At 60.9% G+C, this 24,970-nt stretch carries 21 protein-coding genes and 1 riboswitch; of the genes, 14 read left to right on the plus strand and 7 right to left on the minus strand.

The features are described 5' to 3' along the window. Window positions 1–67: 67 nt before the first annotated feature. A complete protein-coding gene (gene hldE / locus ACIOMO_RS21930; RefSeq protein WP_159811693.1) occupies window positions 68–1,489 on the plus strand; it encodes a bifunctional D-glycero-beta-D-manno-heptose-7-phosphate kinase/D-glycero-beta-D-manno-heptose 1-phosphate adenylyltransferase HldE in 1,422 nt (473 codons plus the stop codon). Window positions 1,490–1,573: 84 nt separating this feature from the next. Here hldE and ACIOMO_RS21935 read toward each other — a convergent pair whose 3' ends face one another. The 4 genes from ACIOMO_RS21935 to ACIOMO_RS21950 form a co-directional block, all read right to left on the minus strand. Continuing rightward, window positions 1,574–2,542, minus strand: coding sequence for a metal ABC transporter ATPase (locus ACIOMO_RS21935; RefSeq protein ID WP_159811694.1), 969 nt, complete (start codon window positions 2,540–2,542; stop codon window positions 1,574–1,576). 31 nt (window positions 2,543–2,573) lie between these two features. Further along, complete coding sequence (locus ACIOMO_RS21940; protein ID WP_212544885.1) at window positions 2,574–3,386, minus strand: aldo/keto reductase; 813 nt, start codon at window positions 3,384–3,386, stop codon at window positions 2,574–2,576. Continuing rightward, on the minus strand, window positions 3,383–4,558 hold the full coding sequence (locus ACIOMO_RS21945; RefSeq protein ID WP_053116735.1) for an FAD-binding oxidoreductase: 1,176 nt from the start codon (window positions 4,556–4,558) through the stop codon (window positions 3,383–3,385). Before ACIOMO_RS21945 ends, ACIOMO_RS21940 begins: the two co-directional genes overlap by 4 nt. Window positions 4,559–4,759: 201 nt before the next feature. Beyond that, window positions 4,760–5,092 carry a multidrug efflux SMR transporter gene (locus ACIOMO_RS21950; RefSeq protein ID WP_053116736.1) on the minus strand — a complete coding sequence of 111 codons (333 nt, stop codon included), beginning with the start codon at window positions 5,090–5,092 and terminating at the stop codon, window positions 4,760–4,762. 111 nt (window positions 5,093–5,203) lie between these two features. Between ACIOMO_RS21950 and ACIOMO_RS21955 the strand changes: the two genes are divergently transcribed. Continuing rightward, the gene (locus tag ACIOMO_RS21955) at window positions 5,204–6,100 is read left to right on the plus strand and encodes a LysR family transcriptional regulator (protein WP_053116737.1); all 897 of its coding nucleotides are present in this window, start codon (window positions 5,204–5,206) and stop codon (window positions 6,098–6,100) included. Window positions 6,101–6,111: 11 nt separating this feature from the next. Next, a complete protein-coding gene (gene waaA, locus ACIOMO_RS21960; protein WP_401243557.1) occupies window positions 6,112–7,386 on the plus strand; it encodes a lipid IV(A) 3-deoxy-D-manno-octulosonic acid transferase in 1,275 nt (424 codons plus the stop codon). A gap of 168 nt (window positions 7,387–7,554) precedes the next feature. On the opposite strand, the gene ACIOMO_RS21965 is transcribed toward waaA, so the two are convergent. Continuing rightward, window positions 7,555–8,988 (minus strand): TolC family outer membrane protein, encoded by a 1,434-nt coding sequence (locus tag ACIOMO_RS21965; protein ID WP_053116739.1) that lies wholly within the window; start codon window positions 8,986–8,988, stop codon window positions 7,555–7,557. A gap of 206 nt (window positions 8,989–9,194) precedes the next feature. Then, a riboswitch (TPP riboswitch) is annotated at window positions 9,195–9,300 on the plus strand. A 146-nt stretch (window positions 9,301–9,446) separates the two neighbouring features. Here ACIOMO_RS21965 and thiC point away from each other — a divergent pair. Further along, window positions 9,447–11,336 carry a phosphomethylpyrimidine synthase ThiC gene (thiC, locus tag ACIOMO_RS21970; protein ID WP_053116740.1) on the plus strand — a complete coding sequence of 630 codons (1,890 nt, stop codon included), beginning with the start codon at window positions 9,447–9,449 and terminating at the stop codon, window positions 11,334–11,336. A 145-nt stretch (window positions 11,337–11,481) separates the two neighbouring features. Further along, a complete protein-coding gene (cytX, locus tag ACIOMO_RS21975; RefSeq protein WP_064117169.1) occupies window positions 11,482–12,774 on the plus strand; it encodes a putative hydroxymethylpyrimidine transporter CytX in 1,293 nt (430 codons plus the stop codon). Here cytX and ACIOMO_RS21980 read toward each other — a convergent pair. Next, window positions 12,743–13,489, minus strand: a complete 747-nt coding sequence (locus tag ACIOMO_RS21980; RefSeq protein ID WP_053116742.1) for an RsiV family protein — start codon at window positions 13,487–13,489, stop codon at window positions 12,743–12,745. The two genes, cytX and ACIOMO_RS21980, sit on opposite strands and share 32 nt — an antisense overlap. A gap of 227 nt (window positions 13,490–13,716) precedes the next feature. Between ACIOMO_RS21980 and ACIOMO_RS21985 the strand changes: the two genes are divergently transcribed. From ACIOMO_RS21985 to ACIOMO_RS22025, 9 genes are all read left to right on the plus strand, one after another. Further along, on the plus strand, window positions 13,717–14,334 hold the full coding sequence (locus ACIOMO_RS21985) for an NUDIX domain-containing protein (RefSeq protein WP_401243560.1): 618 nt from the start codon (window positions 13,717–13,719) through the stop codon (window positions 14,332–14,334). Next, the gene (locus ACIOMO_RS21990) at window positions 14,325–14,777 is read left to right on the plus strand and encodes a DUF1249 domain-containing protein (RefSeq protein ID WP_053116744.1); all 453 of its coding nucleotides are present in this window, start codon (window positions 14,325–14,327) and stop codon (window positions 14,775–14,777) included. Before ACIOMO_RS21985 ends, ACIOMO_RS21990 begins: the two co-directional genes overlap by 10 nt. Window positions 14,778–14,876: 99 nt before the next feature. After that, a complete protein-coding gene (gene cpdA, locus ACIOMO_RS21995) occupies window positions 14,877–15,692 on the plus strand; it encodes a 3',5'-cyclic-AMP phosphodiesterase (protein WP_401243562.1) in 816 nt (271 codons plus the stop codon). A 173-nt stretch (window positions 15,693–15,865) separates the two neighbouring features. After that, a complete protein-coding gene (locus ACIOMO_RS22000; RefSeq protein WP_053116746.1) occupies window positions 15,866–16,474 on the plus strand; it encodes a YqiA/YcfP family alpha/beta fold hydrolase in 609 nt (202 codons plus the stop codon). A 41-nt stretch (window positions 16,475–16,515) separates the two neighbouring features. Continuing rightward, window positions 16,516–18,423, plus strand: coding sequence for a DNA topoisomerase IV subunit B (parE, locus tag ACIOMO_RS22005; protein ID WP_053116747.1), 1,908 nt, complete (start codon window positions 16,516–16,518; stop codon window positions 18,421–18,423). Beyond that, on the plus strand, window positions 18,423–19,412 hold the full coding sequence (locus ACIOMO_RS22010; protein WP_053116748.1) for an esterase-like activity of phytase family protein: 990 nt from the start codon (window positions 18,423–18,425) through the stop codon (window positions 19,410–19,412). Before parE ends, ACIOMO_RS22010 begins: the two co-directional genes overlap by 1 nt. Continuing rightward, the gene (locus ACIOMO_RS22015; RefSeq protein WP_053116749.1) at window positions 19,409–19,933 is read left to right on the plus strand and encodes a TIGR02281 family clan AA aspartic protease; all 525 of its coding nucleotides are present in this window, start codon (window positions 19,409–19,411) and stop codon (window positions 19,931–19,933) included. The genes ACIOMO_RS22010 and ACIOMO_RS22015 overlap by 4 nt, the downstream gene beginning before the upstream one ends. A gap of 7 nt (window positions 19,934–19,940) precedes the next feature. Next, entirely contained in the window at window positions 19,941–22,205 is a 2,265-nt protein-coding gene (parC, locus tag ACIOMO_RS22020) for a DNA topoisomerase IV subunit A (protein ID WP_401243565.1), read from the plus strand. Between the two features lie 176 nt (window positions 22,206–22,381). Further along, complete coding sequence (locus ACIOMO_RS22025) at window positions 22,382–23,095, plus strand: membrane integrity-associated transporter subunit PqiC (protein WP_053116751.1); 714 nt, start codon at window positions 22,382–22,384, stop codon at window positions 23,093–23,095. A 362-nt stretch (window positions 23,096–23,457) separates the two neighbouring features. Here ACIOMO_RS22025 and ACIOMO_RS22030 read toward each other — a convergent pair. Further along, window positions 23,458–24,970 (minus strand): AhpA/YtjB family protein (locus ACIOMO_RS22030; RefSeq protein ID WP_401243567.1); only part of this gene is annotated, 1,513 nt, incomplete at its 5' end.

Raw genomic sequence — 24,970 nt, forward strand, 5'->3', positions numbered from 1 at the left:
GCGCGCAAGCCGGCGCCAACCCTGTGTTAATATCGCGCCCCTGTTCATTTTGTATGTGGGTTGCTCCATGAAGTTGTCCATGCCGCGATTCGATCAAGCCCCTGTCTTGGTGGTCGGCGATGTCATGCTCGACCGTTATTGGCATGGTGGTACCTCACGGATTTCCCCTGAGGCGCCGGTGCCGGTCGTTAAAGTCGAGCAAATCGAAGACCGTCCGGGCGGCGCTGCCAACGTTGCCTTGAACATTGCCGCGCTGGGTGCGCCGGCGTCGCTGGTCGGTGTGACCGGCGATGACGAAGCTGCCGACAGCCTGAGCAACAGTCTCAAAGGTGCGGGCGTTCGTGCTCTGTTCCAGCGTATTGCGCATCAGCCGACCATCGTCAAACTGCGGGTCATGAGCCGGCACCAGCAATTGCTGCGTATCGACTTTGAAGAACCGTTTGCCACTGACGCATTAGCCCTGGCCTCGCAGGTCGAAGACTTGCTCGAAGGCATCAAGGTGCTGGTGCTGTCGGACTACGGCAAAGGCGCGTTGAAAAACCATCAGGTGCTGATCCAGGCCGCGCGTGCCAAAGGCATTCCGGTGCTGGCCGATCCGAAGGGCAAGGATTTCTCGATCTACCGTGGCGCCAGCCTGATCACGCCGAACCTCAGCGAATTCGAAACCATCGTCGGCGGTTGCGCCGATGAGCACGAGCTGGTGAGCAAGGGCGCGACCCTGATGCACGACCTCGAGCTCGGCGCGCTGCTGGTGACCCGCGGCGAGCACGGCATGACTCTGTTGCGCCCGGATCATCCGGCGCTGCACTTGCCGGCACGTGCCCGCGAAGTGTTCGACGTCACCGGTGCCGGCGATACCGTTATTTCCACGTTGGCGGCAGCGATCGCGGCGGGCGAAGAATTGCCTCACGCGGTGGCCCTGGCCAACCTGGCCGCCGGCATCGTCGTTGGCAAATTGGGTACGGCGGCGATCAGCGCCCCGGAACTGCGTCGCGCAATCCAGCGCGAAGAAGGTTCGGAGCGTGGCGTGCTGGGTCTGGAGCAACTGCTGCTGGCGGTTGACGATGCTCGCGCGCACAACGAACGCATCGTCTTCACCAATGGCTGCTTCGACATTCTGCATGCCGGCCACGTGACCTATCTGGAACAGGCCCGCGCCCAAGGTGATCGCCTGATCGTGGCGATCAACGATGACGCCTCTGTCAGCCGTCTGAAAGGCCCGGGCCGTCCGATCAATAGCGTCGACCGTCGTATGGCGGTTCTTGCCGGTCTGGGCGCGGTGGATTGGGTGATCAGCTTCCCTGAAGGCACGCCGGAGAACCTGCTGCGTGAGGTCAAGCCGGATGTGTTGGTCAAGGGCGGGGATTACGGCATTGATCAGGTGGTTGGCGCGGATATCGTCACCGCTTATGGCGGCACGGTGAAAGTGCTGGGGCTGGTGGAAAACAGCTCGACCACGGCGATTGTGGAAAAAATCCGCGGTCATTAAGGTCAAAAGATCGCAGCCTGCGGCAGCTCCTACATTGGAATGTATTCCCCTGTAGGAGCTGCCGCAGGCTGCGATCTTTTGCTTTCAGGAATTCACTTTCTTGCGCGGTACGATTTTCTTCAGCAATTGCTTGGCCTTGCCGCGTAATCGCGCGAGGCCAGTCGTCTTCTCCGGTGGCGTCAGACCCTGCTGACGCAACCAGTCCTTCCAGCGAATCCGCTCATCGCGCACCAGCCAGCCCTCCTGGCGGGCGAAGCTTTCCGCCAGATACAAACCACGGGTGCTCGCCGGATACAGTTGATCCTTTTTCAGGGTGTACAACTCCGGCAACGGCTGACCGTCCTGCAACGGCATCAGATAAAGATCCGGCCGCTTGCGATCCAGCCGCGCCACCAGTTGATCGCCTTCCAGCCGCTCATCGACATGAAACAGGCTCAAGGATTTGGCTTCCTTTGGCACGTCCAGGCGCAGGTCGTAAATCAATTGCAGCGACGCCGTCGGCAAATGCACATAAGCCCGTGGCCGTTCCTGCAATTGCAGATTGGCGCAGCGCACCGGTCGCGCTGAACCCGACAGCGGCGACAAACGAAACGGCAGCGCTTCACGATAATGCAGGGCAGACGAGTAGGGCGCCGGCAGCCACGTATCGTTGAATCGGCCGCCGAGCCAGCCTTCCGGGGTTTCCAGCAAACACTCTTCAGCAATTTCCTGAATCGCCGTGTGCAACGGAATGTTCAGTTCGTGCGCCGGCACATAACCGGAAATCAGTTTCAGCACCACGTCGCCGCGATCCTGCCGCCGTTGACGCACCAGTACCCAGTAATCGCGATTCTGCCAATGCAGGGTCAGGCGCACCGAAACACCGAGGTTGGCCAGTTCCAGCGAAAAACGCTCGGCGTCCGCCACACTCACCGGTTTGCGCCGCTGCAAGGTCTGGGAAAAATTCAGCGGCATGCCGACGCTCTGATAGGCCAGGCCTTCGGGCGTGGCTTCGACGAACAGTGGCAGGGTTTTGAAGTTGCTCGGGTTCTTTCTGATGAGCGTGCGCGGCATGTCGGCTCCTGCTTAATGCCGCGGGGCGGCGTCAGTGACCACGAAGGACTTGGGCTACGGTCGCAACGTTGTGGGCGAGGTGCAGCGGATTGATCGTTCCGACAATAGCACTGGCTACGCCTGGCTGGGCAAACAACAACTCGAAGCTGGCGCGCACCGGATCGACTCCCGGGCTCAGGCAAACGTGACCGCTGGCCAAGGCCTTTTTCACCAGAATGGCTTTGCCGTGGGCAGCAGCATAGTCAATGACTGCTTTCTCGCTCTGTTCGTTCAGATTGTAGGTGACCATCGCGCAGTCCCCCTGCTCCAGGGCTTTCAAGCCACCCTCGACTGTTTTGCCGGAGAAGCCGAAGCCGCGAATCTTGCCTTCGGCCTTGAGTGCGGCGAGGGTTGCGTAAACTTCTTCGTGCTCAAGAATCGCCATGTCGTTGCCGTCGGAATGCACCAGAACCAGATCGATAAAATCGGTTTCAAGACGTTGCAGACTGCGTTCAACCGACATGCGTGTATGCGCAGCGCTGAAGTCGTGGTGCGACAGGCCATCGGCAAACTCTTCACCGACCTTGCTGACGATTACCCAGTCCTGACGCTGATCACGCAGCAGCGGGCCGAGGCGTTCTTCGCTGCGACCATAAGCGGGGGCAGTGTCGATCAGGTTGATACCCAGTTCGCGCGCCTGGCGCAGCAACATCCGCGCTTCGTCATCGCCGGGGATCTGAAAACCGTTGGGGTATTTCACGCCTTGGTCGCGGCCGAGTTTGACCGTGCCCAGACCCAGCGGCGAAACCGTCAGGCCGGTGCTGCCCAGCGGGCGGTGGAAGTCGTGCAGGCTCGGAAGGCTCATGGCAGCAGTTGCTCCCAGGCAGGAACGCCCATCGGTGGTTTCGGCAGGGCCGGTAACGGTTCGCTGGCGTGGGGCTGAATGCCGTCGCGCTCAAGTGCAGCGATCACGCGATCAGCGAAGTCCGGCGCCAGCGCCAGTTTGGTCGGCCAGCCGACCAGCAACCGGCCCTGCTCGGCGAGGAAGGCGTTGTCCGGGCGGGTCAGCCCGGTTTGCAGCGGTTCGGCACGGTCAACGCGCAAGGTCGCCCATTGCGTGGTACTGAGGTCAATCCACGGCAGCAACTGGGCGATCTCTTTTTGTGCAGTGGCGATCTGCTCGGCGGGTTCGCGGTGCACGCCTTCGCTTTCGGCGATGTCGCCGCCCATGTACCAGACCCACTGACCGTCAGCGGCAGGATGGGTGGTCACGGTGATGCGCGGTTTGGTGCCGCCGCCCAGGCAGTGCGCGTACAGCGGCTTCAGGCCCGGGCCTTTGGCGATGATCATGTGCAGCGGTCGACGTTGCATGGCCGGTTGGCTCAGGCCGAGGTCTTCAAGCAATTGCGCAGTACCGGCGCCGGCGCTGAGCACGATGCGTTGCGCACGAATCTCGCGGCCATCGACTTTCAGGCCAACCAGCACGCCCGCTTCCAGCAGCGGTTCGATGGTTTGCCCGGCGAGCAGACCGTCGCCGGCCAGATCGGCGAGACGCTGAACCAGACTCGGCACGTCCACCACCAGTTCGGCGAGGCGGTAGACCTTGCCCTTGAAGCGTTTGTCTTGCAGGGCCGGCGGCAGTTGCTCGCCCTTGACCTGATCAACGCGGCCACGCACGGCTTTACTGGCGAAGAAACTGGTGAGGTTGCCGGCGAGGGTGCCGGGCGACCACAGATAGTGAGCTTCGGACAGCAGGCGCACGCCGGACAGATCCAGCTCGCCGTCTCCTGCCAGCGCTTCACGCCAGCGGCGCGGCATGTCGGCGATGGCTTCCGAAGCACCGGTCAGCGCACCGTGCAGCGCGTATTTGGCGCCGCCATGGATGATGCCCTGGGACTTCACGGTCTGCCCGCCACCGAGGCTGGCGCTTTCCACCAGCACGGTCGAAAAACCCTGACGGCGCAGACGCGCGTTCAGCCAGAGGCCGGCGACACCAGCGCCGACAATCAGAACGTCGGTGGAAATAACGGATGGCATGCAACGACCTCAGGTGTTCAAGACGAGGGCGCAGTATACAGACTCGGCAAAGCGCGGGATTTGTCGATGATCAATGCGACGAATGCAAAACCTGTAGGAGCCAAGCTTGCTCGCGAAAGCGGTGTGTCTGGGATGAATTTTTTGCCTGACACGACGCCTTCGCGAGCAAGCTCTGCTCCTACAGGGATAGGTGTTTGCCGATTAGTGGCCGGCGGTTTTCGAGAACAGCTGGATGACGACGACGCCCAGTACGATCAGCGCCATCCCGAGCATCGCCGGCACATCCAGTTTCTGCCCATAAATAAACAGCGCCGCGACGCTGACCATCACAATCCCCATCCCCGCCCACACCGCGTAGGCCACGCCGACTGGCACCGTGCGCACCACCAGCGTCAGCATCCAGAACGCGATGCCGTAACCGACGATGACCAACACCAGCGGCAGCGGCGTGCTGAAGCCTTTGACGGCTTTCATCGACACGGTGGCGATCACTTCGGCGCAGATGGCAATGGCCAGGTAGGCGTAGGCGTTCATGGTTCAAATCCTCAAGGTGAAACGTTGCTTTACTGAGCCGGCATTTTAGAGGTTCACCAGATGGGGTAAAGTCATTACCTATCTGTTCTGAAGATGGGTTAGCGAGTCAACATGCAGTGGAATCTGGATCAACTTCGGGTGTTTGTCAGCGTAGCCGAGCAGCGCTCGTTTTCCGCCGTGGCGCGGCAGCAGCGCAAGGCGCAGTCGGCGATCAGCAGCGCCATCGCCATGCTCGAAGACGATCTCGGTGTCAGCCTGTTCGAGCGTAGCAGCGGTCGCCAGCCGACCCTCACCGAAGCGGGGGAGGCGTTGCTCGAAGAGGCGCGGGAAGTGCTGCGCCAGTGCGAGCGCCTCAACGGCCGGGCGATGGCGATGATGCGCGGTCAGGAAGCGCAGTTGCGCGTGGCGCAGGATGAAGCGATGCCTTATCAGGCATTGGTGGAAAGTTTCGGCGCACTGGCCGAGCAATTCCCCAGCCTCGAAGTGCAACTGACCAGCGCCGCGCAAGGTGAAGTCGCGCGCAAACTGGAAGAGCGTCGCGCCGACCTCGGCCTGCTGTTCTATCACGATGAAATCCCCGAAGCGCTGGAGCGCCGCGTGCTTGGCAGCGTGGAAATGGTCACTGTCTGCGGGATCAATCATCCGTTGGCGACGCAGAGCTACGTCACATGTCAGCAGATGGCGCAGCATCGGCAACTATTGATGTCGACCCAAACCAGTGTCTACCCCGGCAACGAACCGGCCAGCCCGCAGGTGTGGCGCGCCGACAGCTACTACGTGATGGCCGAATGGCTGGTGCGCGATCTCGGCTGGGCGTGGCTGCCACGCCACGTCGTGCAGTACTCGGCGTATCAGGGTTTGATGGTCGAACTCGACAGCGAATGGACACCGCCGGCGCTGGTGGTGGAACTGGTCTGGCGCCGTGACGAGCCGCTCGGCCCGGCGGCGCGTTGGCTGGCGGAGCGTTTTGCCGTGCACTTGCGGGCGATCGGCGACAAAAGTCGATAAACTCCGCCGCCATGAATAGAACTCTATACACCGCGCTGTTTTACCTGGGGCTGCCATTGGTGGCGATTCGGCTGTGGCTGCGGGCGCGCAAGGCGCCGGCGTATGCCAAGCGGATTGGCGAACGTTTCTCCTACGGCATGCCGACGCTGCAACCCGGTGGCATCTGGGTGCACGCGGTGTCGGTGGGCGAAAGCATCGCTGCGGCGCCGATGATCCGCGCGCTGCTGCAACGTTATCCACACCTGCCGATCACCGTGACCTGCATGACCCCGACCGGTTCGGAGCGGATTCAAGCGCTGTTCGCCAACGAGCCGCGCATCCAGCACTGCTACCTGCCGTATGACTTGCCGTGTGCGGCGGCGCGGTTTCTTGATCGCGTGCAACCGAAACTCGCGGTGATCATGGAAACCGAGTTGTGGCCCAACCACATTCATCAGTGCGCCAAACGCGGGATTCCGGTGGCGTTGGCCAACGGACGCTTGTCCGAGCGTTCGGCTCGCGGTTATGGGCGGTTCCGCAAACTGACGGCGCCGATGCTCGCCGAGATGAGTTTTTTTGCCATTCAGACTGAGGCAGAAGCGCAGCGCTTCCGTGATCTGGGCGCGCGTCCGGAAACGGTCGAGGTGACGGGCTCGATCAAATTCGACCTGACCATTGACCCCGCACTGCTGCAACGCGCCGCCGAATTGCGTGGGCAATGGCAGGCGCTGGAGCGTCCGGTGTGGATCGCCGCCAGCACTCACGAAGGCGAGGACGAAGTGGTGCTTGATGCCCATCGTCGTTTGCTGGCCAATCACCCGGACGCGTTGCTGATTCTGGTGCCGCGCCATCCTGAGCGTTTCAACTCGGTGTTTGAGCTATGTCAGCGTGAAGGTTTCTCCACGGTGCGACGTTCGACCGGGGCCAATGTCGATGCGCAGACTTCTGTACTGCTCGGCGACACCATGGGCGAATTGCTGTTTCTGTATGCCTTGGCCGACAGTGCGTTTGTTGGCGGCAGTCTGGTGGCGAACGGCGGGCATAATTTGCTGGAGCCAGCAGCCTTGGCGAAACCGGTGCTCAGCGGCCCGCACCTGTTCAACTTCCTCGACATCGCCGCGCAATTGCGTGAGGCCGGGGCGTTGGCAGAAGTGGAGGATGCCGAAGGGCTGGCGGTGGAAGTGCAGCGCTTGTTCGAGTTGCCGCGTGATGCGCAACGCATTGCCGACGCCGGGCTGGCGGTGATGCGCCGCAATCAGGGCGCGTTGCAGCGGTTGCTGGATGGCTTGGCGCGGCTGATCAAATAGTCGCTTGGAATATTACTGTGGCGAGGGGATTTATCCCCGTTGGGTTGCGAAGCAGCCCCAAAACCATTCACCGCGGTGATTCGGGAAAACCGTGTTCACCTGTAATGCGACTGCTGCGCAGCCGAACGGGGATAAATCCCCTCGCCACAGGGGATTCATCCAGATTGTTTACGGGCGGGCCTTGAGTTGCTCTTCCGCAGCCTTGGCCAGATCCGGCGGCAGGAAATCCTTGTCCGGGTTGTAGTCGGCTTTCAGATAGCGTCGCAGATCTTCCAGGTCGCCGGGATTCAACGTCCCCGCCGCCTGCTTCAAGCGCAGGTTGTCGAGGATGTAGTCATACCGCGTGTTGTTGTAGTTGCGCACCGAGGTGTACAGCTGACGCTGCGCATCGAGCACGTCAACGATGTTGCGCGTACCGACCTGATAACCGATTTCCGTGGCTTCCACTGCGCTCTGGTTGGAAATGATTGATTGCTTGCGCGCCTGTACCTGCTCGACGTCGGTGTTCACCGCGCGGTGCAGGTTGCGGGTGTTTTCGACGATCTGCCGACGCAGGGATTCGCGCTGTTGTTCGCTCTGATCCAGCTGCGCATACGACTGACGCACTTGCGAACTGGTCAGCCCGCCGCTGTAAATCGGCACGCTCAGTTGCAGGCCGACGGTGGTCTGTTCAACGTTGCCACCGTAAGGCGCGCCGAACGAATTCGGGTTGGCGAAACCGAGGGCGTCGTTGTCACCCTTTTCGTATTTGGCCACAGCATCGAGGGTCGGCAAGTGACCGGCCTTGCGCTGCTTCAATGTCTCTTCGGCCGAGCTGACGGCGTAGTTACTGGCCAGCAAATTCAGGTTCTGGCGTGCCGCCGTATCAACCCACGATTTAGCATCGTTCGGCGCTGGCGGCAGGATCGGCAGCGAGTGAACGATGCCCTGAATCGAGTTGTACTGACGGTTGGTCAGGGTGATCAGCGCTTCAAACGCATCATCTACCTGACGCTGGGCAACGATGCGGTTGGCCCGTGCGGTGTCGTAACTGGCTTGCGATTGCAGGACGTCGGTCTTGTCCGACAGGCCGACATCGAAACGCTCGTTGGACTGGTCGAGCTGGCGCTTGAACGCGGCTTCTTCAGCCTTGGTCGAGGCCAGGTTGTCCTGACTGCGCAGCACGTTGAAATAGCTTTCCGCCGATTGCAGGATCAGGTTCTGCTCGGTAGCCGACAGTTGCAGTGCGGCTTGCTCGTTGACGTCCTTCGCGGCCTGATACTGGAACCAGCGATCGGCGCGGAACAACGGTTGGGCGAGGGTCGCCTGATACGAATGCGCGCTGCGGTTGGCGATGGCTGAAGGCTGATCAATCGAGGTGCGCACGTTGGCGGTTTCGGCGCCGCCGGACAGGTTTGGCAGCAAACCTGCGCGGGCCTGTGGCACCACTTCTTTCTGTGCGCCGTACTGGGCGCGGGCGGCGGCCAGATCGGCATTGTTATCGACCGCTTCCTGGTAAACGCTGACCAGATCGGTTTTGGTCGACAAGGGCGCTTCTGCTGCCCAGGCCATTGCGTTGGACGCACAAGACACGGCAATAGCCAGTGAGAGTTTGCGCAGCATGAGGCGATCCCTAGCATTAATATTATGGAAATAATGTGCGCGCCAAGGCTACGGCGCGGCCCCTGTAGCGTCAAGGCGCGGCAGGGCAAAGCGAGTGTAGTTGCGCAATCGGTTCACAACAATCGGCCAAGCCCCTGTATTTGCGCCATTCATCATGGTGTTTGCCGCGGTGTTGGCGTTCTTTGCCAGTTGTGTCTAGACTGGCCGGGTTCTTGTCGGGGTGCCTTGCTATGAGGCTGAGATCGAATAATTTCGGATCCCGTTGAACCTGATCAGGTTAGCGCCTGCGTAGGGAACAAGATTTCTCGTCACCCGGCGAGTCCTCTTGTGCTTCGTCCGGGAAATTGTTCGACAATCGAACGCTCGACGACGATGCACAGCACCAGTCCTGGTGCGTCCGTGCCTTTCAGGTTCTGCTCCGACAATCCACTGCCTGGATGCTGTCTGGAGAGCCCGTGATGACTACAAAATCAAAAAACGCGATCAACCTGAGTGACTCGGCCAAGGTCGACGAGCAATCGGTCAAGCCGTTCACCCGTTCGCAAAAAGTCTACGTTCAGGGCTCCCGCCCGGACATCCGCGTGCCGATGCGCGAAATCAGCCTCGACGTGACGCCGACCGATTTCGGCGGTGAAATCAACGCGCCGGTCACCGTTTACGACACCTCCGGCCCGTACACCGATCCGAACGTGGTGATCGATGTGCGCAAAGGTCTGGGCGATGTGCGTTCGGCGTGGATCGATGACCGTGGCGACACCGAGCGCCTGCCAGGCCTGAGTTCGAACTTCGGCCAACAACGTCTCGCCGATGCCGAGCTGACCAAACTGCGTTTCGCCCACGTCAACAACCCGCGCCGCGCCAAGGCCGGGGCCAACGTCAGCCAGATGCATTACGCCCGTAAAGGCATCATCACCGCCGAGATGGAATACGTCGCCATCCGCGAAAACATGAAGCTGCAAGAGGCCCGCGCTGCCGGCCTGTTGACGCAGCAACACGCCGGGCACAGCTTCGGCGCGAGCATCCCGAAAGAAATCACTGCCGAATTCGTCCGCGAAGAAATCGCCCGTGGCCGCGCAATCATTCCGGCCAACATCAACCACGTCGAACTGGAACCGATGATCATCGGCCGTAACTTCCTGGTGAAGATCAACGGCAACATCGGCAACAGCGCGCTGGGTTCTTCGATCGAAGAAGAAGTGGCGAAACTGACCTGGGGCATTCGCTGGGGTTCGGACACCGTGATGGACTTGTCCACCGGTAAACACATTCACGAAACCCGCGAGTGGATCATCCGCAACTCGCCAGTGCCGATCGGCACCGTGCCGATTTATCAGGCGCTGGAAAAAGTCAATGGCGTCGCCGAAGACCTGACCTGGGAGCTGTTCCGCGACACGCTGATCGAGCAGGCCGAGCAGGGCGTCGACTATTTCACCATCCACGCCGGCGTGCTGCTGCGTTACGTGCCGCTGACCGCTAAACGCGTAACCGGCATCGTTTCCCGTGGCGGTTCGATCATGGCCAAGTGGTGCCTGGCGCACCATAAAGAGAACTTCCTCTACACCCACTTCGACGAAATCTGCGAAATCATGAAGGCCTACGACGTCAGCTTCTCGCTGGGCGACGGCCTGCGTCCGGGGTCGATTGCCGACGCCAACGACGAAGCGCAATTCGGCGAACTGGAGACCTTGGGCGAGCTGACCAAGATCGCCTGGAAACACGACGTGCAGTGCATGATCGAAGGCCCTGGCCACGTGCCGATGCAGTTGATCAAAGAGAACATGGACAAGCAGCTGGAGTGCTGCGACGAGGCGCCGTTCTACACTCTCGGCCCACTGACCACTGACATTGCGCCGGGCTACGACCACATCACCTCCGGTATCGGTGCGGCGATGATCGGCTGGTTCGGTTGCGCGATGCTTTGCTATGTGACGCCGAAGGAACACTTGGGCCTGCCGAACAAGGATGACGTGAAGACCGGGATCATCACTTACAAGATCGCGGCGCATGCGGCGGACTTGGCCAAAGGGCATCCGGGCGCACAGATTCGCGACAACGCCTTGAGCAAGGCGCGTTTCGAATTCCGTTGGGAAGACCAGTTCAACCTCGGCCTCGATCCGGACACCGCGCGTTCGTATCACGATGAAACCCTGCCGAAGGATTCGGCGAAGGTCGCGCACTTCTGTTCGATGTGCGGGCCGAAATTCTGCTCGATGAAGATCACTCAGGAAGTCCGCGAATACGCGGCCAACCAGCGGATCGAAGCGGTCGACGTGGACGTCGCCCAAGGCCTGGCGGAACAGGCCGAGCGGTTCAAGAAGGAAGGCAGTCAGCTGTACAAAAAGGTTTGACCCCGTACTGATCGTTCCCACGCTCCGCGTGGGAATGCAGCCCGTGACGCTCCGCGTCACTGGACGCGGAGCGTCCCTAGAGGCATTCCCACGCAGAGCGTGGGAACGATCACATGACAAAAAATACTCCTCCGAGATAACACCCTTGAGCATTCAACCCAGCACTTACTCCCCCGACCTCGCCGTACCCGCTGACAAGCGTGTATTCGGTGGTCGCGATCTGTTTTCCCTGTGGTTCTCCCTCGGCATCGGCCTGATGGTTTTGCAGACCGGCGCATTGCTCGCGCCGGGTTTGGGCCTGTCCGGTTCGCTATTGGCGATTTTCCTCGGCACGCTGGTCGGCGTTCTGCTGCTGGCCGCCGTTGGAGTGATCGGCAGCGACACCGGCCTGTCGTCGATGGCCGCGCTGAAGCTCAGCCTCGGCAGCAAAGGCGCGAGCCTGCCGGCGCTGCTCAATTTGCTGCAACTGATCGGTTGGGGCTCGTTTGAAATCATCGTCATGCGTGACGCCGCCAGCCTGCTCGGTACCCGCGCGTTCAGCGAAGGTTCGCTGTGGTCGAACCCGGTGTTGTGGACGCTGTTTTTCGGCGCGCTGGCGACCTTGCTTGCCGTGAGTGGCCCGTTGACCTTCGTGCGGCAGATCCTGCGCAAGTGGGGCATCTGGCTGTTGCTCGCCGCGTGCATCTGGCTGACCTGGAACCTGTTTGCCAAAGCCGATCTGGCCGATCTCTGGTCGCGCGCCGGTGACGGTTCGATGCCATTCGCCGTGGGCTTCGACATTGCCATCGCGATGCCGCTGTCGTGGCTGCCGCTGATCGCCGATTACTCGCGATTCGGCAAGCGCGCGAAGAATGTGTTCGGTGGCACTGCGGTCGGTTTCTTCATCGGCAATTTCTGGCTGATGAGCCTTGGCGTCGCCTACACCCTGGCCTTCGCGCCGAGCGGTGAAGTCAACGCGCTGCTGTTGGCATTGGCCGGTGCCGGTCTGGGTATTCCGCTGTTGCTGATTCTGTTGGACGAGTCGGAAAACGCCTTCGCCGATATTCACTCGGCAGCGGTGTCCAGCGGGATTCTGTTGCGTCTGAAAGTCGAGCATCTGGCCTTGGCCATCGGCGTGATTTGCACGCTGATCGCCTTGCTGGCGCCGTTGGCGCAGTACCAGAATTTTCTGCTGCTGATCGGTTCGGTGTTTGCGCCGCTGTTCGGCGTGGTGCTGGTGGATCACTTCATTCTGCGCAAGCGCAGTGCTCAGGTCGCATCGGCAGCATTGCGCTGGCCGGCGTTGTTGGCGTGGCTGGGTGGCGTGAGCACCTATCACTTGCTGGCGAATCTGTATCCGGATGTCGGCGCAACCCTGCCGGCGCTGGTGCTGGCAGGGCTGTTGCAGCTAGTGCTGGGTCGGGCCTTCAGTTACGGCCGGGAAACAGCTCAGGCTTGAGAATGCCGTTCAGACGCGGATAAGGAATCTTCAGTTCGACGTGGCCCAGTGCGTAAGGCGCAATGGTGGTCACGTCGTACTTGAGGATCACGCCGCCATAGGTCAGCGCCACGTTCTGGGTTTTCACGAACGGCCAGTTCTTCACGAACTCCGCTTCCTGATCGAGCTTGGTGCTGATCAACCAGCTGTTGTGCGCGACCTGTGCCGCCTTCCAGAAAGCGTCTTCCTGACCCGGCAGCAACATGTCGGACAGGTTCAGCACCTTGTGCTGCTGGCGCGAATAGTTGATGAAACCGCGACCCGGGTTGCCATGCGCGCCGCCGGTGTCGAGGTAGCTCGACAACTCGATGATCACCAAGCCGTCATGCTGCTCACGTACTTTCGCTTGCAGGTAGCTGCTGTTGCGCGGGCCGGCACTGGCCAGAAACTGATCGCGATAAGCCGCCAGGGTCGGCGCTACCGGAGCGTTTTTCTCGGTGCGGGTCATTTGCAGCAGACGTTTTTCGATGATGCCGTCCAGTGCAGGTTCGGCCGGGAAGCGCAGGGTGTCGATGTTCACCAGCGGACAATCCGGGTTGGAACAGCCAGGTTTCAACTGTTCAGATGCGTCGCGAGTGGTCTCCAGCGGCGTGCGGTAGTTGGGCTGGAACAGGCTCGCGCAGGCGCCCAGAGTCAGGGCGATGGCGGCCACGGAGGCAATTTTGAAAAGCGACATAGGCGTCCTTTCGAAAACAAGGGAAGGCAAAAAGTTACCGCTTCGACTCTCAACGAGGCAGTCAGTTCGCCACTAAGCTAATTAGAGTGGGTTTCGCCTCCACCGTCCATCCCGCTGACGGTAAAGGGGCTGCATCAAACCGTTCGGGCGCGTTAGGATGGCGCGAAGTCGAGGTTGCCAATCAAGCAGCGCAGCCTCGTAATGGAATTGCAGTAAAGAGGATGCTCATGACTGATTTTGCCAACGCCATTCCGACCGCCGTCGATATCGTGCGGCGCGAAAAATGCTACGAGGGCTTTTACAAGCTCGACCGCGTGCACCTGCGCCATGAATTGTTCGCCGGGGGCATGAGCCGCGAAATCAACCGTGAAATCTTCGTCCGCCACGATGCCGTGTGCATGCTGCCTTACGATCCGCAGCGCGACGAAGTGGTGCTGATCGAGCAGTTTCGCATCGGCGCCATGGGCAAGACCGACAACCCGTGGCTGGTCGAGCTGGTCGCTGGTCTGATCGACAAGGATGAACAACCGGAAGAAGTTGCTCACCGCGAGGCGCAGGAGGAAGCTGGGCTGGACATCAAGGCCCTGTGGCCGATGACCAAATATTTCCCGTCGCCGGGCGGCAGCAACGAGTTGGTGCATTTGTACTTGGGGCGTTGCAGCACCGAAGGCGCAGGCGGCCTGCATGGCCTGGAAGAAGAGGCAGAAGATATCCGCGTCACGGTCTGGGCCTTTGAAGATGCCTTGCAGGCCGTCCGTGACGGACGCATTGCCAATGCGGCGAGCATCATCGCCTTGCAATGGCTGGCGCTGAACCGCGCCGAAGTGAGGGGGTTATGGTTGTAAACAAGTTGCGCGATCGTTATCGAGTCGACCTCGCGGGGCTGCAAGCCGCCTGCGAGGCCAACTACGCGCGCCTGATGCGGCTGGTGCCGGACATGCGCAACGACCCGGAAGCGCGGCGCATCGCCGTGACCCAGGGCGAGCAGATGCTCGGCGTGCTGGCCCTCGAAGTGCTGCAAACCTGCCCGTACACCACCACTTTGCAAGTGCGTCAGGAACACAGCCTGCCGTGGCTGCCGGTGCCGCAACTGGAAGTGCAGGTCTATCACGACGCGCGCATGGCCGAAGTGGTCAGCGCTGAACATGCACGACGCTTTCGCGGCATCTATCCTTACCCGAACGCCGCGATGCATCAGCCGGATGAAAAGGCTCAGCTCAATCTGTTCCTGGGGGAATGGTTGAGTCATTGCCTGGCGCTGGGGCACGAGTACGAAGTCGTACGCTAGTTGTGAACTGCGTCCGGTTCACCGCTTTCCTCTTTTACTGATCCCCCAGCATAATTGCGGCACTTGATCGATTCCGTGCTTTTGCCTTGGGAGAACGCCTTGCCGAGCGTATCCACGTTGACCCCCGCCGATCCGGCGTTGCTGGTGCAGTTGTCCGACAGCCATCTGTTCGCCGAGGCGGACGGTTCGCTGCTGGGCATGAACACCCGCGAGAGCCTGCAAAAGGTCATCGATTTGGTGCTGGGGCAACAGCCGCAGATCGATCTGATTCTGGCCACCGGGGATATTTCCCAGGACGGCACGCTGGAGTCGTATCAACAGTTTCGCCAGATGAGCGCGCAGATTGCCGCGCCGGCGCGCTGGATTCCCGGTAATCATGACGAGCCGATGATCATGGCGGTTGCCGCCGTTCAAAGCGCATTGCTCGAGCCGATTGTGGATATCGGCAACTGGCGGGTGACGATGCTGGATTCGGCTGTACCCGGCTCAGTGCCGGGGTATTTGCAGGACGATCAATTGCAGCTGCTGGCCCGTTCGCTGAGCGAAGCGCCGGAGCGGCATCATCTGGTGTGCTTTCACCATCATCCGGTTCCGATTGGCTGCGCGTGGATGGAGCCAATTGGTTTGCGCAATCCTGAAGCGTTTTTCGAGGTGCTGGATCGTTTTCCACAGGCCCGCGCGGTGTTGTGGGGGCATGTGCATCAGGAGATTGATCGCGAGCGTAATGGCGTGCGGCTGATGGCTTCGCCGTCGACGTGCATTCAGTTTGAGCCGGGCAGTGAAGACTTCAAGGTCGGCGAGCAGGCGCCGGGGTATCGCTGGTTGCGGCTGTTGCCGGATGGGCGGCTGGAAACCGGCGTGGAACGCGTCACCGGTTTCGCCTACACAGTCGATTACGGCTCTGACGGCTATTGATAATCCCTGTAGGAGCTGCCGCAGGCTGCGATCTTTTGATCTTAAAAACAGAATCAAAAGATCGCAGCCTTCGGCAGCTCCTACAGGATGCAGCCAGGCATCATTTGGATGGCCCATCCTGCCCTGACTCCCTGTAAACTCCGCTATCTTTCGCCGACACTCAGGGAGCTCAAATGTCCGGTTCGATCCTCTATATCCACGGTTTCAACAGCGCCCCGGCCTCGAAAAAGGCCTGTCAGCTGGTAACGGTGATGGAGCAACTGGGTTTGAGCGACAAACTGCGTGTCCCGGCCCTGCATCACCATCCGCGCGAAGCCATCGGTCAGTTGGAGCAGGCAATCGCCGAGCTGGGCAGCCCGCTGCTGGTGGGAAGCTCACTCGGCGGCTACTATGCGACTCACCTGGCCGAGCGCCATGGCCTGAAAGCCCTGCTGGTCAACCCGGCGGTCAGCCCGCACCGGATGTTCGACGGCTATCTGGGCACGCAGAAAAACCTGTATACCGATGAAACCTGGGAATTGACCCACGACCATGTAACGGCCCTGGCCGAGCTGGAAGTGCCAGCACCTGTGGACGCCCAGCGCTATCAGGTATGGTTGCAGACCGGCGATGAAACACTGGATTATCGCCTCGCCCAGCAGTATTACCGCGCCTGCGCCTTGCGCATTCAGGCCGGCGGCGACCACAGTTTCCAAGGCTTTGCCGGGCAATTGCCGGCGTTGCTGAGTTTTGCCGGCATTGGTGCCGATGTGTATCAGGCAATCGATTTCACCGCACTGTGAAGTCTTGCCCCTATTTCATGAATGACTGACGACGAGACCCTATGGCCACTCCCAGCGCTAGCTCTTATAACGCCGACGCCATCGAAGTCCTCTCGGGCCTCGACCCGGTGCGCAAACGCCCCGGCATGTACACCGACACCAGTCGGCCGAACCACCTCGCCCAGGAAGTCATCGACAACAGCGTCGACGAAGCCCTGGCTGGTCACGCCAAATCGGTGCAGGTCATCCTGCACGCCGATCACTCGCTGGAAGTCAGCGATGACGGCCGTGGCATGCCGGTCGACATCCACCCGGAAGAGGGCGTGTCGGGCGTCGAACTGATCCTCACCAAGCTCCACGCGGGCGGCAAGTTTTCCAACAAGAACTACCAGTTCTCCGGCGGTCTGCACGGCGTGGGTATTTCCGTGGTCAACGCCTTGTCGACCGAAGTACGCGTGCGCGTAAAGCGTGACGGCAACGAATACCAGATGACGTTCGCCGATGGCTACAAAGCCACCGAGCTGGAAATCGTCGGCACCGTTGGCAAACGCAACACCGGCACCAGCGTGTACTTCGCGCCGGATCCGAAATACTTCGATTCACCAAAATTCTCCATCAGCCGCCTCAAGCACGTGCTCAAGGCCAAGGCTGTGCTGTGCCCGGGCCTGCTGGTCAGCTTCGAAGACAAAGGCACCGGCGAAAAAGTCGAGTGGCATTACGAAGACGGCCTGCGCTCGTATCTGGTCGACGCCGTCAACGAATTCGAACGCCTGCCGAACGAGCCGTTCTGCGGCGCGTTCGCCGGTAATAAAGAAGCCGTCGACTGGGCGCTGCTGTGGCTGCCGGAAGGTGGCGATGCGGTACAGGAAAGTTACGTCAACCTGATCCCGACGGCGCAGGGCGGCACCCACGTCAACGGTTTGCGTCAGGGCCTGCTCGATGCGATGCGAGAATTCTGCGAATTCCGCAGTCTGCTGCCACGCGGCGTGAAGCTGGCGCCGGAAGACGTCTGGGAGCGCATTGCGTTCGTCCTGTCGATGAAAATGCAGGAGCCGCAATTCTCCGGCCAGACCAAAGAGCGTCTGTCGTCCCGTGAAGCGGCGGCGTTCGTCTCCGGTGTGGTTAAAGACGCCTTCAGCCTGTGGCTCAACGCCAACCCGGAAACCGGTCTGGCCCTGGCCGAACTGGCGATCAACAACGCCGGCCGTCGTCTCAAGGCGAGCAAGAAGGTCGAGCGCAAACGCGTCACCGCAGGCCCGGCATTGCCGGGCAAACTGGCGGATTGCGCCGGCCAGGATCCGATGCGCTCCGAACTGTTCCTCGTCGAAGGTGATTCCGCCGGCGGTTCCGCCAAGCAAGCGCGGGACAAGGAATTCCAGGCGATCCTGCCGTTGCGCGGCAAGATCCTCAACACTTGGGAAGTCGACGGCAGCGAAGTGCTCGCCAGTCAGGAAGTGCACAACATCGCCGTCGCTATTGGTGTCGATCCTGGCGCGGCGGACATGAGCCAGTTGCGCTACGGCAAGATCTGCATCCTCGCCGACGCTGACTCCGACGGTCTGCACATTGCCACGCTGCTGTGCGCGCTGTTCGTCCAGCATTTCCGCCCGCTGGTGGATGCCGGTCACGTCTACGTCGCCATGCCGCCGCTGTACCGCATCGACCTCGGCAAAGAGATTTACTACGCCCTCGACGAGGCCGAACGCGACGGCATTCTCGATCGTCTGGTTGCCGAGAAGAAACGCGGCAAACCGCAGGTCACCCGATTCAAAGGTCTGGGTGAAATGAACCCGCCGCAGCTGCGTGAAACCACCATGGATCCGAACACTCGGCGTCTGGTGCAGCTGACGCTGGGCGAAGACTACGCCGAAACCTCGGAAATGATGGACATGCTGCTGGCGAAGAAACGCGCCGGTGACCGCAAAACCTGGCTGGAATCCAAAGGCAACCTCGCCGAGGTGCTGACCTGATGCACTTTGGCTGGGCCTTGGCGGGTGCGTTGCTGCTGAGTTCAATGAGCGTGTCGGCCGAGCCGATACAAGAGCTGCGCCTGCTCGCCGAGCATCCGGTCGACGGCATGCGCGGCGGCAACCTTTCGGGGCTGGCGCTGTGCGGTAACGAGTTGTGGACGGTGTCCGATCGCGATGACGATCAGATCTACCGTCTCAATACCGGCGACAAGGTCTGGCAGGCCGAAACCGTGCACATCGACGTCCCGCCGGTGCCTGACAGCGGTTTGCCGTGGGGCATCAGCTCACGCACGTGGGCTGCATCGTTTGTGCGTGGCGGCGATCTGGATTTCGAAGGCATCACCTGCGACAACGCTGGCAATCGCTTCATCGTTAGCGAGGCCCACGCGGCCGTGTTGCAAGTGCCGCCACAAGGCCCGGCGTCATGGCTGAAAATCTCGCCAATGCTGGTGAAAGAAGCCCGCGCCAGTGGCATGTTGCTGCACTTCAATGCGCTGTTCGAAGGCTTGGCGATCAACCCGGCGGGCGATCAGATCTGGTTGGCCGCCGAGCGTGAGCGCCGTGGTCTGCTGACCATCAAGCGTCAGCAAACGGTCTGGGATTGCGACGGCGCTTGTGTGTTGCTCAGCGAGGCGGGCGTGGAAATGCAGCCACCGCAATTCCCCAAGGCCCGCGCCGTCACCCGTGATTTCGCCGATCTGTCGCTGTTCAACGGCAAGCTGTTCACGCTGGAACGCAATGCCTTCGAGATCTGCCGCCGCGACGCGGTCACGGCTAAAGTCGAGCAATGCTGGTCGTTCGCTGAAGATGCCTTGCAGCCGCAGCGCCAATACCCACAGGCCTACGGTCTGGCAGAAGCCTTGGTGGTGGATGCGCAGGGCGCGTGGATCGGTATCGACAACAATGAAGGCGTCCGCGCCGACGGCGAAAAACGCCCGATCATCTGGCGCTTTGCCGCGCCTGACGGTGGCTGGAGCGCCAAGCCTTGAGTCAGCAACCCCCGGGCAAACGCGCCGGTCGCGTGCTGATGATTCTGGCCTGGTGCGCGGCGTTGTTTCTCGCTACGCGGTTTTTCGGCCAGTGGGAGCAACGCCAGCAGAATCCGAACGTTGTAGTCAGTTCGGAGCAAGGCGAAGGATTTATTGAGGTGAAACTGGCCGGCAATGCCCAAGGGCATTTTGTCGCCAGCGGTCAGATCAACGGTGAGCCGGTGGAGTTTATGCTCGACACCGGTGCGACCGATGTGGCGATCCCGGCGGATCTGGCCAAGCGTTTGAAGCTGGAAGAAGGTTTCGGTGTGACCCTGAGCACGGCCAACGGCCTGAGCCAGGGCTATCGAACCAAAATTGCCCGCCTGCAATTGGGCGACATCGTGCTGCGGGACGTCCGCGCACTGGTGGCGCCGGGGTTGCATGGCGATCAGGTGCTGCTCGGCATGAGCGCCTTGAACAAACTTGAATTTACTCAGCGCGGTGGCACCATGTTGCTGCGCCAGACAACGAACCGATGAGGCCTGCATGAGCAATCCCCTTGATCTCAGCCTGGACGGTGTAGAACGCCGGTCGCTGGCTGACTTCACCGAAAGTGCCTACCTCAACTACTCCATGTACGTGATCATGGACCGTGCGCTGCCGCATATCGGCGACGGTCTGAAACCGGTACAGCGTCGCATCATTTATGCGATGAGCGAGTTGGGCCTGGACGCCGATTCCAAGCACAAGAAATCCGCGCGTACCGTCGGTGACGTGCTTGGTAAGTTTCACCCGCACGGTGACTCGGCGTGCTACGAAGCGATGGTGCTGATGGCCCAGCCGTTCAGCTATCGCTACACGCTGGTCGACGGCCAGGGTAACTGGGGTGCGCCGGACGATCCGAAGTCCTTCGCCGCCATGCGATACACCGAAGCGCGCCTGTCGCGTTATTCCGAAGTGCTGCTCAGCGAACTGGGCCAAGGCACTGCAGACTGGGGCCCGAACTTCGACGGCACCCTGCAGGAACCGCTGGTATTGCCGGCGCGCCTGCCGAACATTCTGCTCAACGGCACCACCGGCATCGCCGTGGGCATGGCCACCGACGTGCCGCCGCACAACCTGCGCGAAGTCGCCACTGCTTGCGTGCGTCTGCTTGATGAGCCGAAAGCTACAGTCGAACAGCTCTGCGAACACATTCAGGGCCCGGACTATCCGACCGAAGCGGAAATCATCACGCCGCGCGCCGACCTGCTGAAAATGTACGAAACCGGCAAGGGCTCGGTGCGCATGCGTGCCGTGTACCACGTCGAGGATGGCGACATCATCGTCACCGCGCTGCCGCATCAGGTTTCCGGTGCGAAAGTGCTGGAGCAGATCGCCGCGCTTATGCAGGCGAAACCGTCGAAAGCGCCGCAGATCGCGGACCTGCGTGACGAATCCGATCACGAAAACCCGTGCCGCATCGTCATCATTCCGGTCAATAGCCGCGTCGATCACGATGCGCTGATGCAGCACCTGTTCGCCAGCACCGAGCTGGAGTCGACCTACCGGGTCAACGTCAACATCATCGGTCTGGACGGCAAACCGCAGCTGAAAAACCTCCGCGCCTTGCTGGTCGAATGGCTGGAATTCCGCGTGCAGACCGTGCGTCGCCGCCTGCAATTCCGCCTCGATAAAGTCGAGCGTCGTCTGCACCTGTTGGACGGTTTGTTGATCGCCTACCTCAACCTGGATGAAGTGATCCACATCATCCGTACCGAGGAACACCCGAAAGCCAAGCTGATCGAGCGTTTCGCCCTCAGCGAGATTCAGGCCGACTACATCCTCGACACCCGTCTGCGTCAGTTGGCGCGGCTGGAAGAGATGAAGCTGCGCGACGAGCAGGACGAACTGCTCAAGGAACAAGCCAAGCTGCAAGCGTTGCTGGGCAGCGAAGCCAAGTTGAAAAAACTGGTGCGCTCCGAGCTGATCAAGGACGCCGAAACCTATGGCGACGACCGCCGTTCGCCAATCGTCGAGCGCAGCGAAGCCAAAGCGTTGACCGAGCATGATCTGCTGCCGAACGAGAAAGTCACCGTCGTGCTGTCGGAAAAAGGCTGGATCCGTTCGGCCAAAGGTCACGATATCGACGCGACCGGCCTGTCCTATAAGGCTGGCGACGGCTTCAAGACCTCGGCGGCGGGGCGTTCCAATCAGTCTGCCGTGGTGATTGACTCCACCGGTCGCAGCTATTCGGTCGCCGCGCACACCTTGCCGTCGGCGCGTGGCCAGGGCGAACCGTTGACCGGCCGTCTGACGCCGCCACCGGGCGCCTCGTTTGAATGCGTGCTGATGCCGGAAGACGACGCGTTGTACGTGATCGCCTCCGACGCCGGTTACGGTTTCGTCGTGAAAGGCGAAGACCTGCAAGCCAAGAACAAGGCCGGTAAAGCCCTGTTGAGCCTGCCGAACAACGCCAAAGTCATCGCGCCACGCCCAGTGGCTGATCGTGAGCACAACTGGCTGGCCTCGGTCACGACCGAAGGTCGCCTGCTGATCTTCAAGATCAGCGATCTGCCACAATTAGGGAAGGGCAAAGGCAACAAGATCATCGGTATTTCCGGTGAACGTGTGGCCAGTCGCGAAGAATATGTCACGGACATCGCCGTCATCCCGGAAGGCGCCACGTTGGTGTTGCAGGCCGGAAAACGGACTCTGTCGCTGAAGGCCGACGACCTCGAACACTACAAAGGTGAGCGTGGACGTCGTGGCAATAAGCTACCTAGGGGCTTCCAGAGAGTGGATGCGCTGCTCGTCGAAAACCTCAATTAGGCGTCCTAGAAGCGTCGATCCACGATTTAACGCGTAGATCGACGCTTTGGCGCTGGAGTCGGAACGCATATTCACGGATGATATGGCCTTTCAAGCGCCGGCGTGGCCGAGCGTTCTTCATATTTATTGAGTATTTTCACTGTGGTCAGCCTTGTGGCGGCCACCTGGACGGGATGATGACTGCGCTACGCCTTCCACTTATTTTGTTGCTCGCCGGCGTTCTTGGCCTGGCGGGTTGCAGCGTTCACCAGCCGGTGTCGCTGTATCAACTGGACAGCGGAAGTCCGGTTCAGCCTGCGCAAAGCGCGGGCATGGCGGTTCTGCTGGGCCCGGTAGTCGTCGCCGATTACCTGCAACGTGAAACACTGCTGCAACGTCAACCCGACGGAAGCCTGCAAGCGGCGACCGATGGTCGTTGGGCCGGCAGCCTTTCGTCGGATATCGATCAGTTGTTGATGCGTCAGGTCGCGGGTCACCTCGACAGCCAACGTGTGGTGCTGGCACCGGCCACCAGCGGGTTTACCCCGGATGTGCAGGTGTTGCTGACCATCACGCGTCTGGACTCCGGGGTTAAACAACCGGCGATCCTTGATGCGCAGTGGCGTTTGATTGACCGTCGTGGTCAGGTGCGGGATAACCGCATCATTCATCTGCAAGAGCTGCATGCCGGCAGTACGGCTTCGCAGGTTCAGGCGCAGGGGATTTTGTTGCAGCGTCTGGCTGAGCAGTTGTCGGTGGCGCTGAAACCGTTGGCTAATCAGCCTCCGGTGGCTGAAGCGCCGCGTAAATCGGCACCGAAACCGGCAGCGCCGGCGGCGGACGCGGATAAGCAGCCGAAGATTCCGATGGCTTCGCCGATTCGGACGGATATGGAAGTGTTCCGCTTCTGACGCTGGATCGAGTTAAAACAGAGCCCGCCTTGTGCGGGCTTTGTTGTGTCTGGGCCTCCAGATCTTCGTCGGCAGTGCTGGCCCCTTCGCGAGCAAGCCCGCTCCCACAGTGGTCGTGGGTGTCCTCAAAAGAGTGGGCAGCCTGGGATCCTGTGGGAGCGGGCTTGCTCGCGAAGAGGGCCGCTTAGGCGGCAAAAGATCGCAGCCTGCGGCAGCTCCTACAGGTTTGGGGTGTTACGCGGATGGTATGGGCACCACAAATCCCTGTAGGAGCTGCCGAAGGCTGCGATCTTTTCGGCAGGCAACAAAAAAGCCCGCAAACAATCACTCGTCTGCGGGCTTCTGTGTTTCAGGCCGAAGGCTTAAGCCCGACGCTCATGCATCCGCGCCAGTTGCCGTTCCAGCATCGACGGATAAGGCTCCATCAACCGCTCCACACAGCAAGCGCCCTCAGGGCTGGCGATCGGGCGGATTCGCGCGCGTTGGCGGATTAGCGCGTCGTCACCAATCTTGCGTTCCACCAGCAGCAGATTGCGGCTGTGCTGCGACAGGGCCAAAGCATCCTGCGCCGAATCAGTCAGCAGCAGATCGATCTGGCTCAACCCAAACAGCTCATCGCCCAAGGTCAGGCCCAACTGCAATTGCAGGGTGATGCCGCTGTCCGCGACTTCAATCTGCAACTGATGGCCCAGCGCGCGCAGCAGCTCGCCGCAGCAGATCGCGTTGGTCAGGTAATCGTCGCCGCTGTCTTCGGTGTGGAACAGCATCAGCGTGCTGCCGTCGTTCAAGGTTTCGATTTCACCCTGATACAACGAAGCGGCCTGATCGAGACAGTCGCGATAACGTTCCAGTAATTCTTCCAGACGCGCACGCGGCAGGCGACGCAGTTGTTCCTGCGAACCCAGCTGCACGGCGAGCACCGCACTGTGTTGCGGCACGCTCGGCGTGGCTTTGCGCACGACCGGTTGCGGTGCTGCATCGAGCGATTCGTCGCGCAGATCGGCAAACGCGTCGTCGTCTTCATCGTCTTCAACGGTGCTGACGACGTGGCGTGGCGCCGGTTTCTGGGCGGCCATCGGACGGCTTTCGTCGAAGCTCGGATCGCGCAGGTTGCGCACTTCGAACTCGGGCTCGTCGTCCTCTTCTTCGAATTCCGGCTCGGGTTCCGGTTCAGGCACTGGCGCCGGCTCGGGGGCGTAGTTGGCGTGCAGTTGACGCGCCAGATCGCCGATCTCGTCCTGACGATCAGTGCCTGGCGTGTACTCGTCGATGTTGCGCAGCCACACGCGCAATTGCAGCAGTGGCGTCGACAGATTACGGCCAATGCGCAGGCTCAGGGCCAGCGACAGTGCCAACAGAATCCCGCTAAGAATGCCCATGCTTTGTAGGCTGATGGTCATCGGCTGCTGGAACTGATCCATGTCGAGGCTGATGCGCAGTTGCCCGGCGGTCACGTCCTGGAACGTGATCTTGCTCTCGTACATGCCTTCGGCTTCGCCCAACAGGCTGTGCTTGGGCCGCTGACCGGACTCGGCGAGGATGCGGTTATCCACGCTGTAGATCGCCGCGTGGGCCACCAGTTTGTTCTTGGTCAGGTTGTTGAGCAGCACGTTGAGGCTGAGGATGTCGTTGGACACCAACAGCTCCGTGGCAGAGGTCGCGGTCTGCGTGGTCAGGCTTTCGCCCAGCGCATCGGCCTGCTGGTGCATGGCCTGCTTGAATTGCAAACCCATCACGCCGGCATAGATCACCAGGGCCAGAGCGACCAGGATCACGTTATGGCTGGCAATGCGCAATGCAATCGGTACACGGCGGTGGCGCAGTGCACGGAAGATCAGCAGGAAGAAGTTATCGGTTTTAACTGGCGTGGGCCGG

Origin of the sequence: Pseudomonas sp. NPDC087804 (assembly GCF_044742965.1) — a bacterium.
GTDB lineage: Bacteria > Pseudomonadota > Gammaproteobacteria > Pseudomonadales > Pseudomonadaceae > Aquipseudomonas > Aquipseudomonas rustica.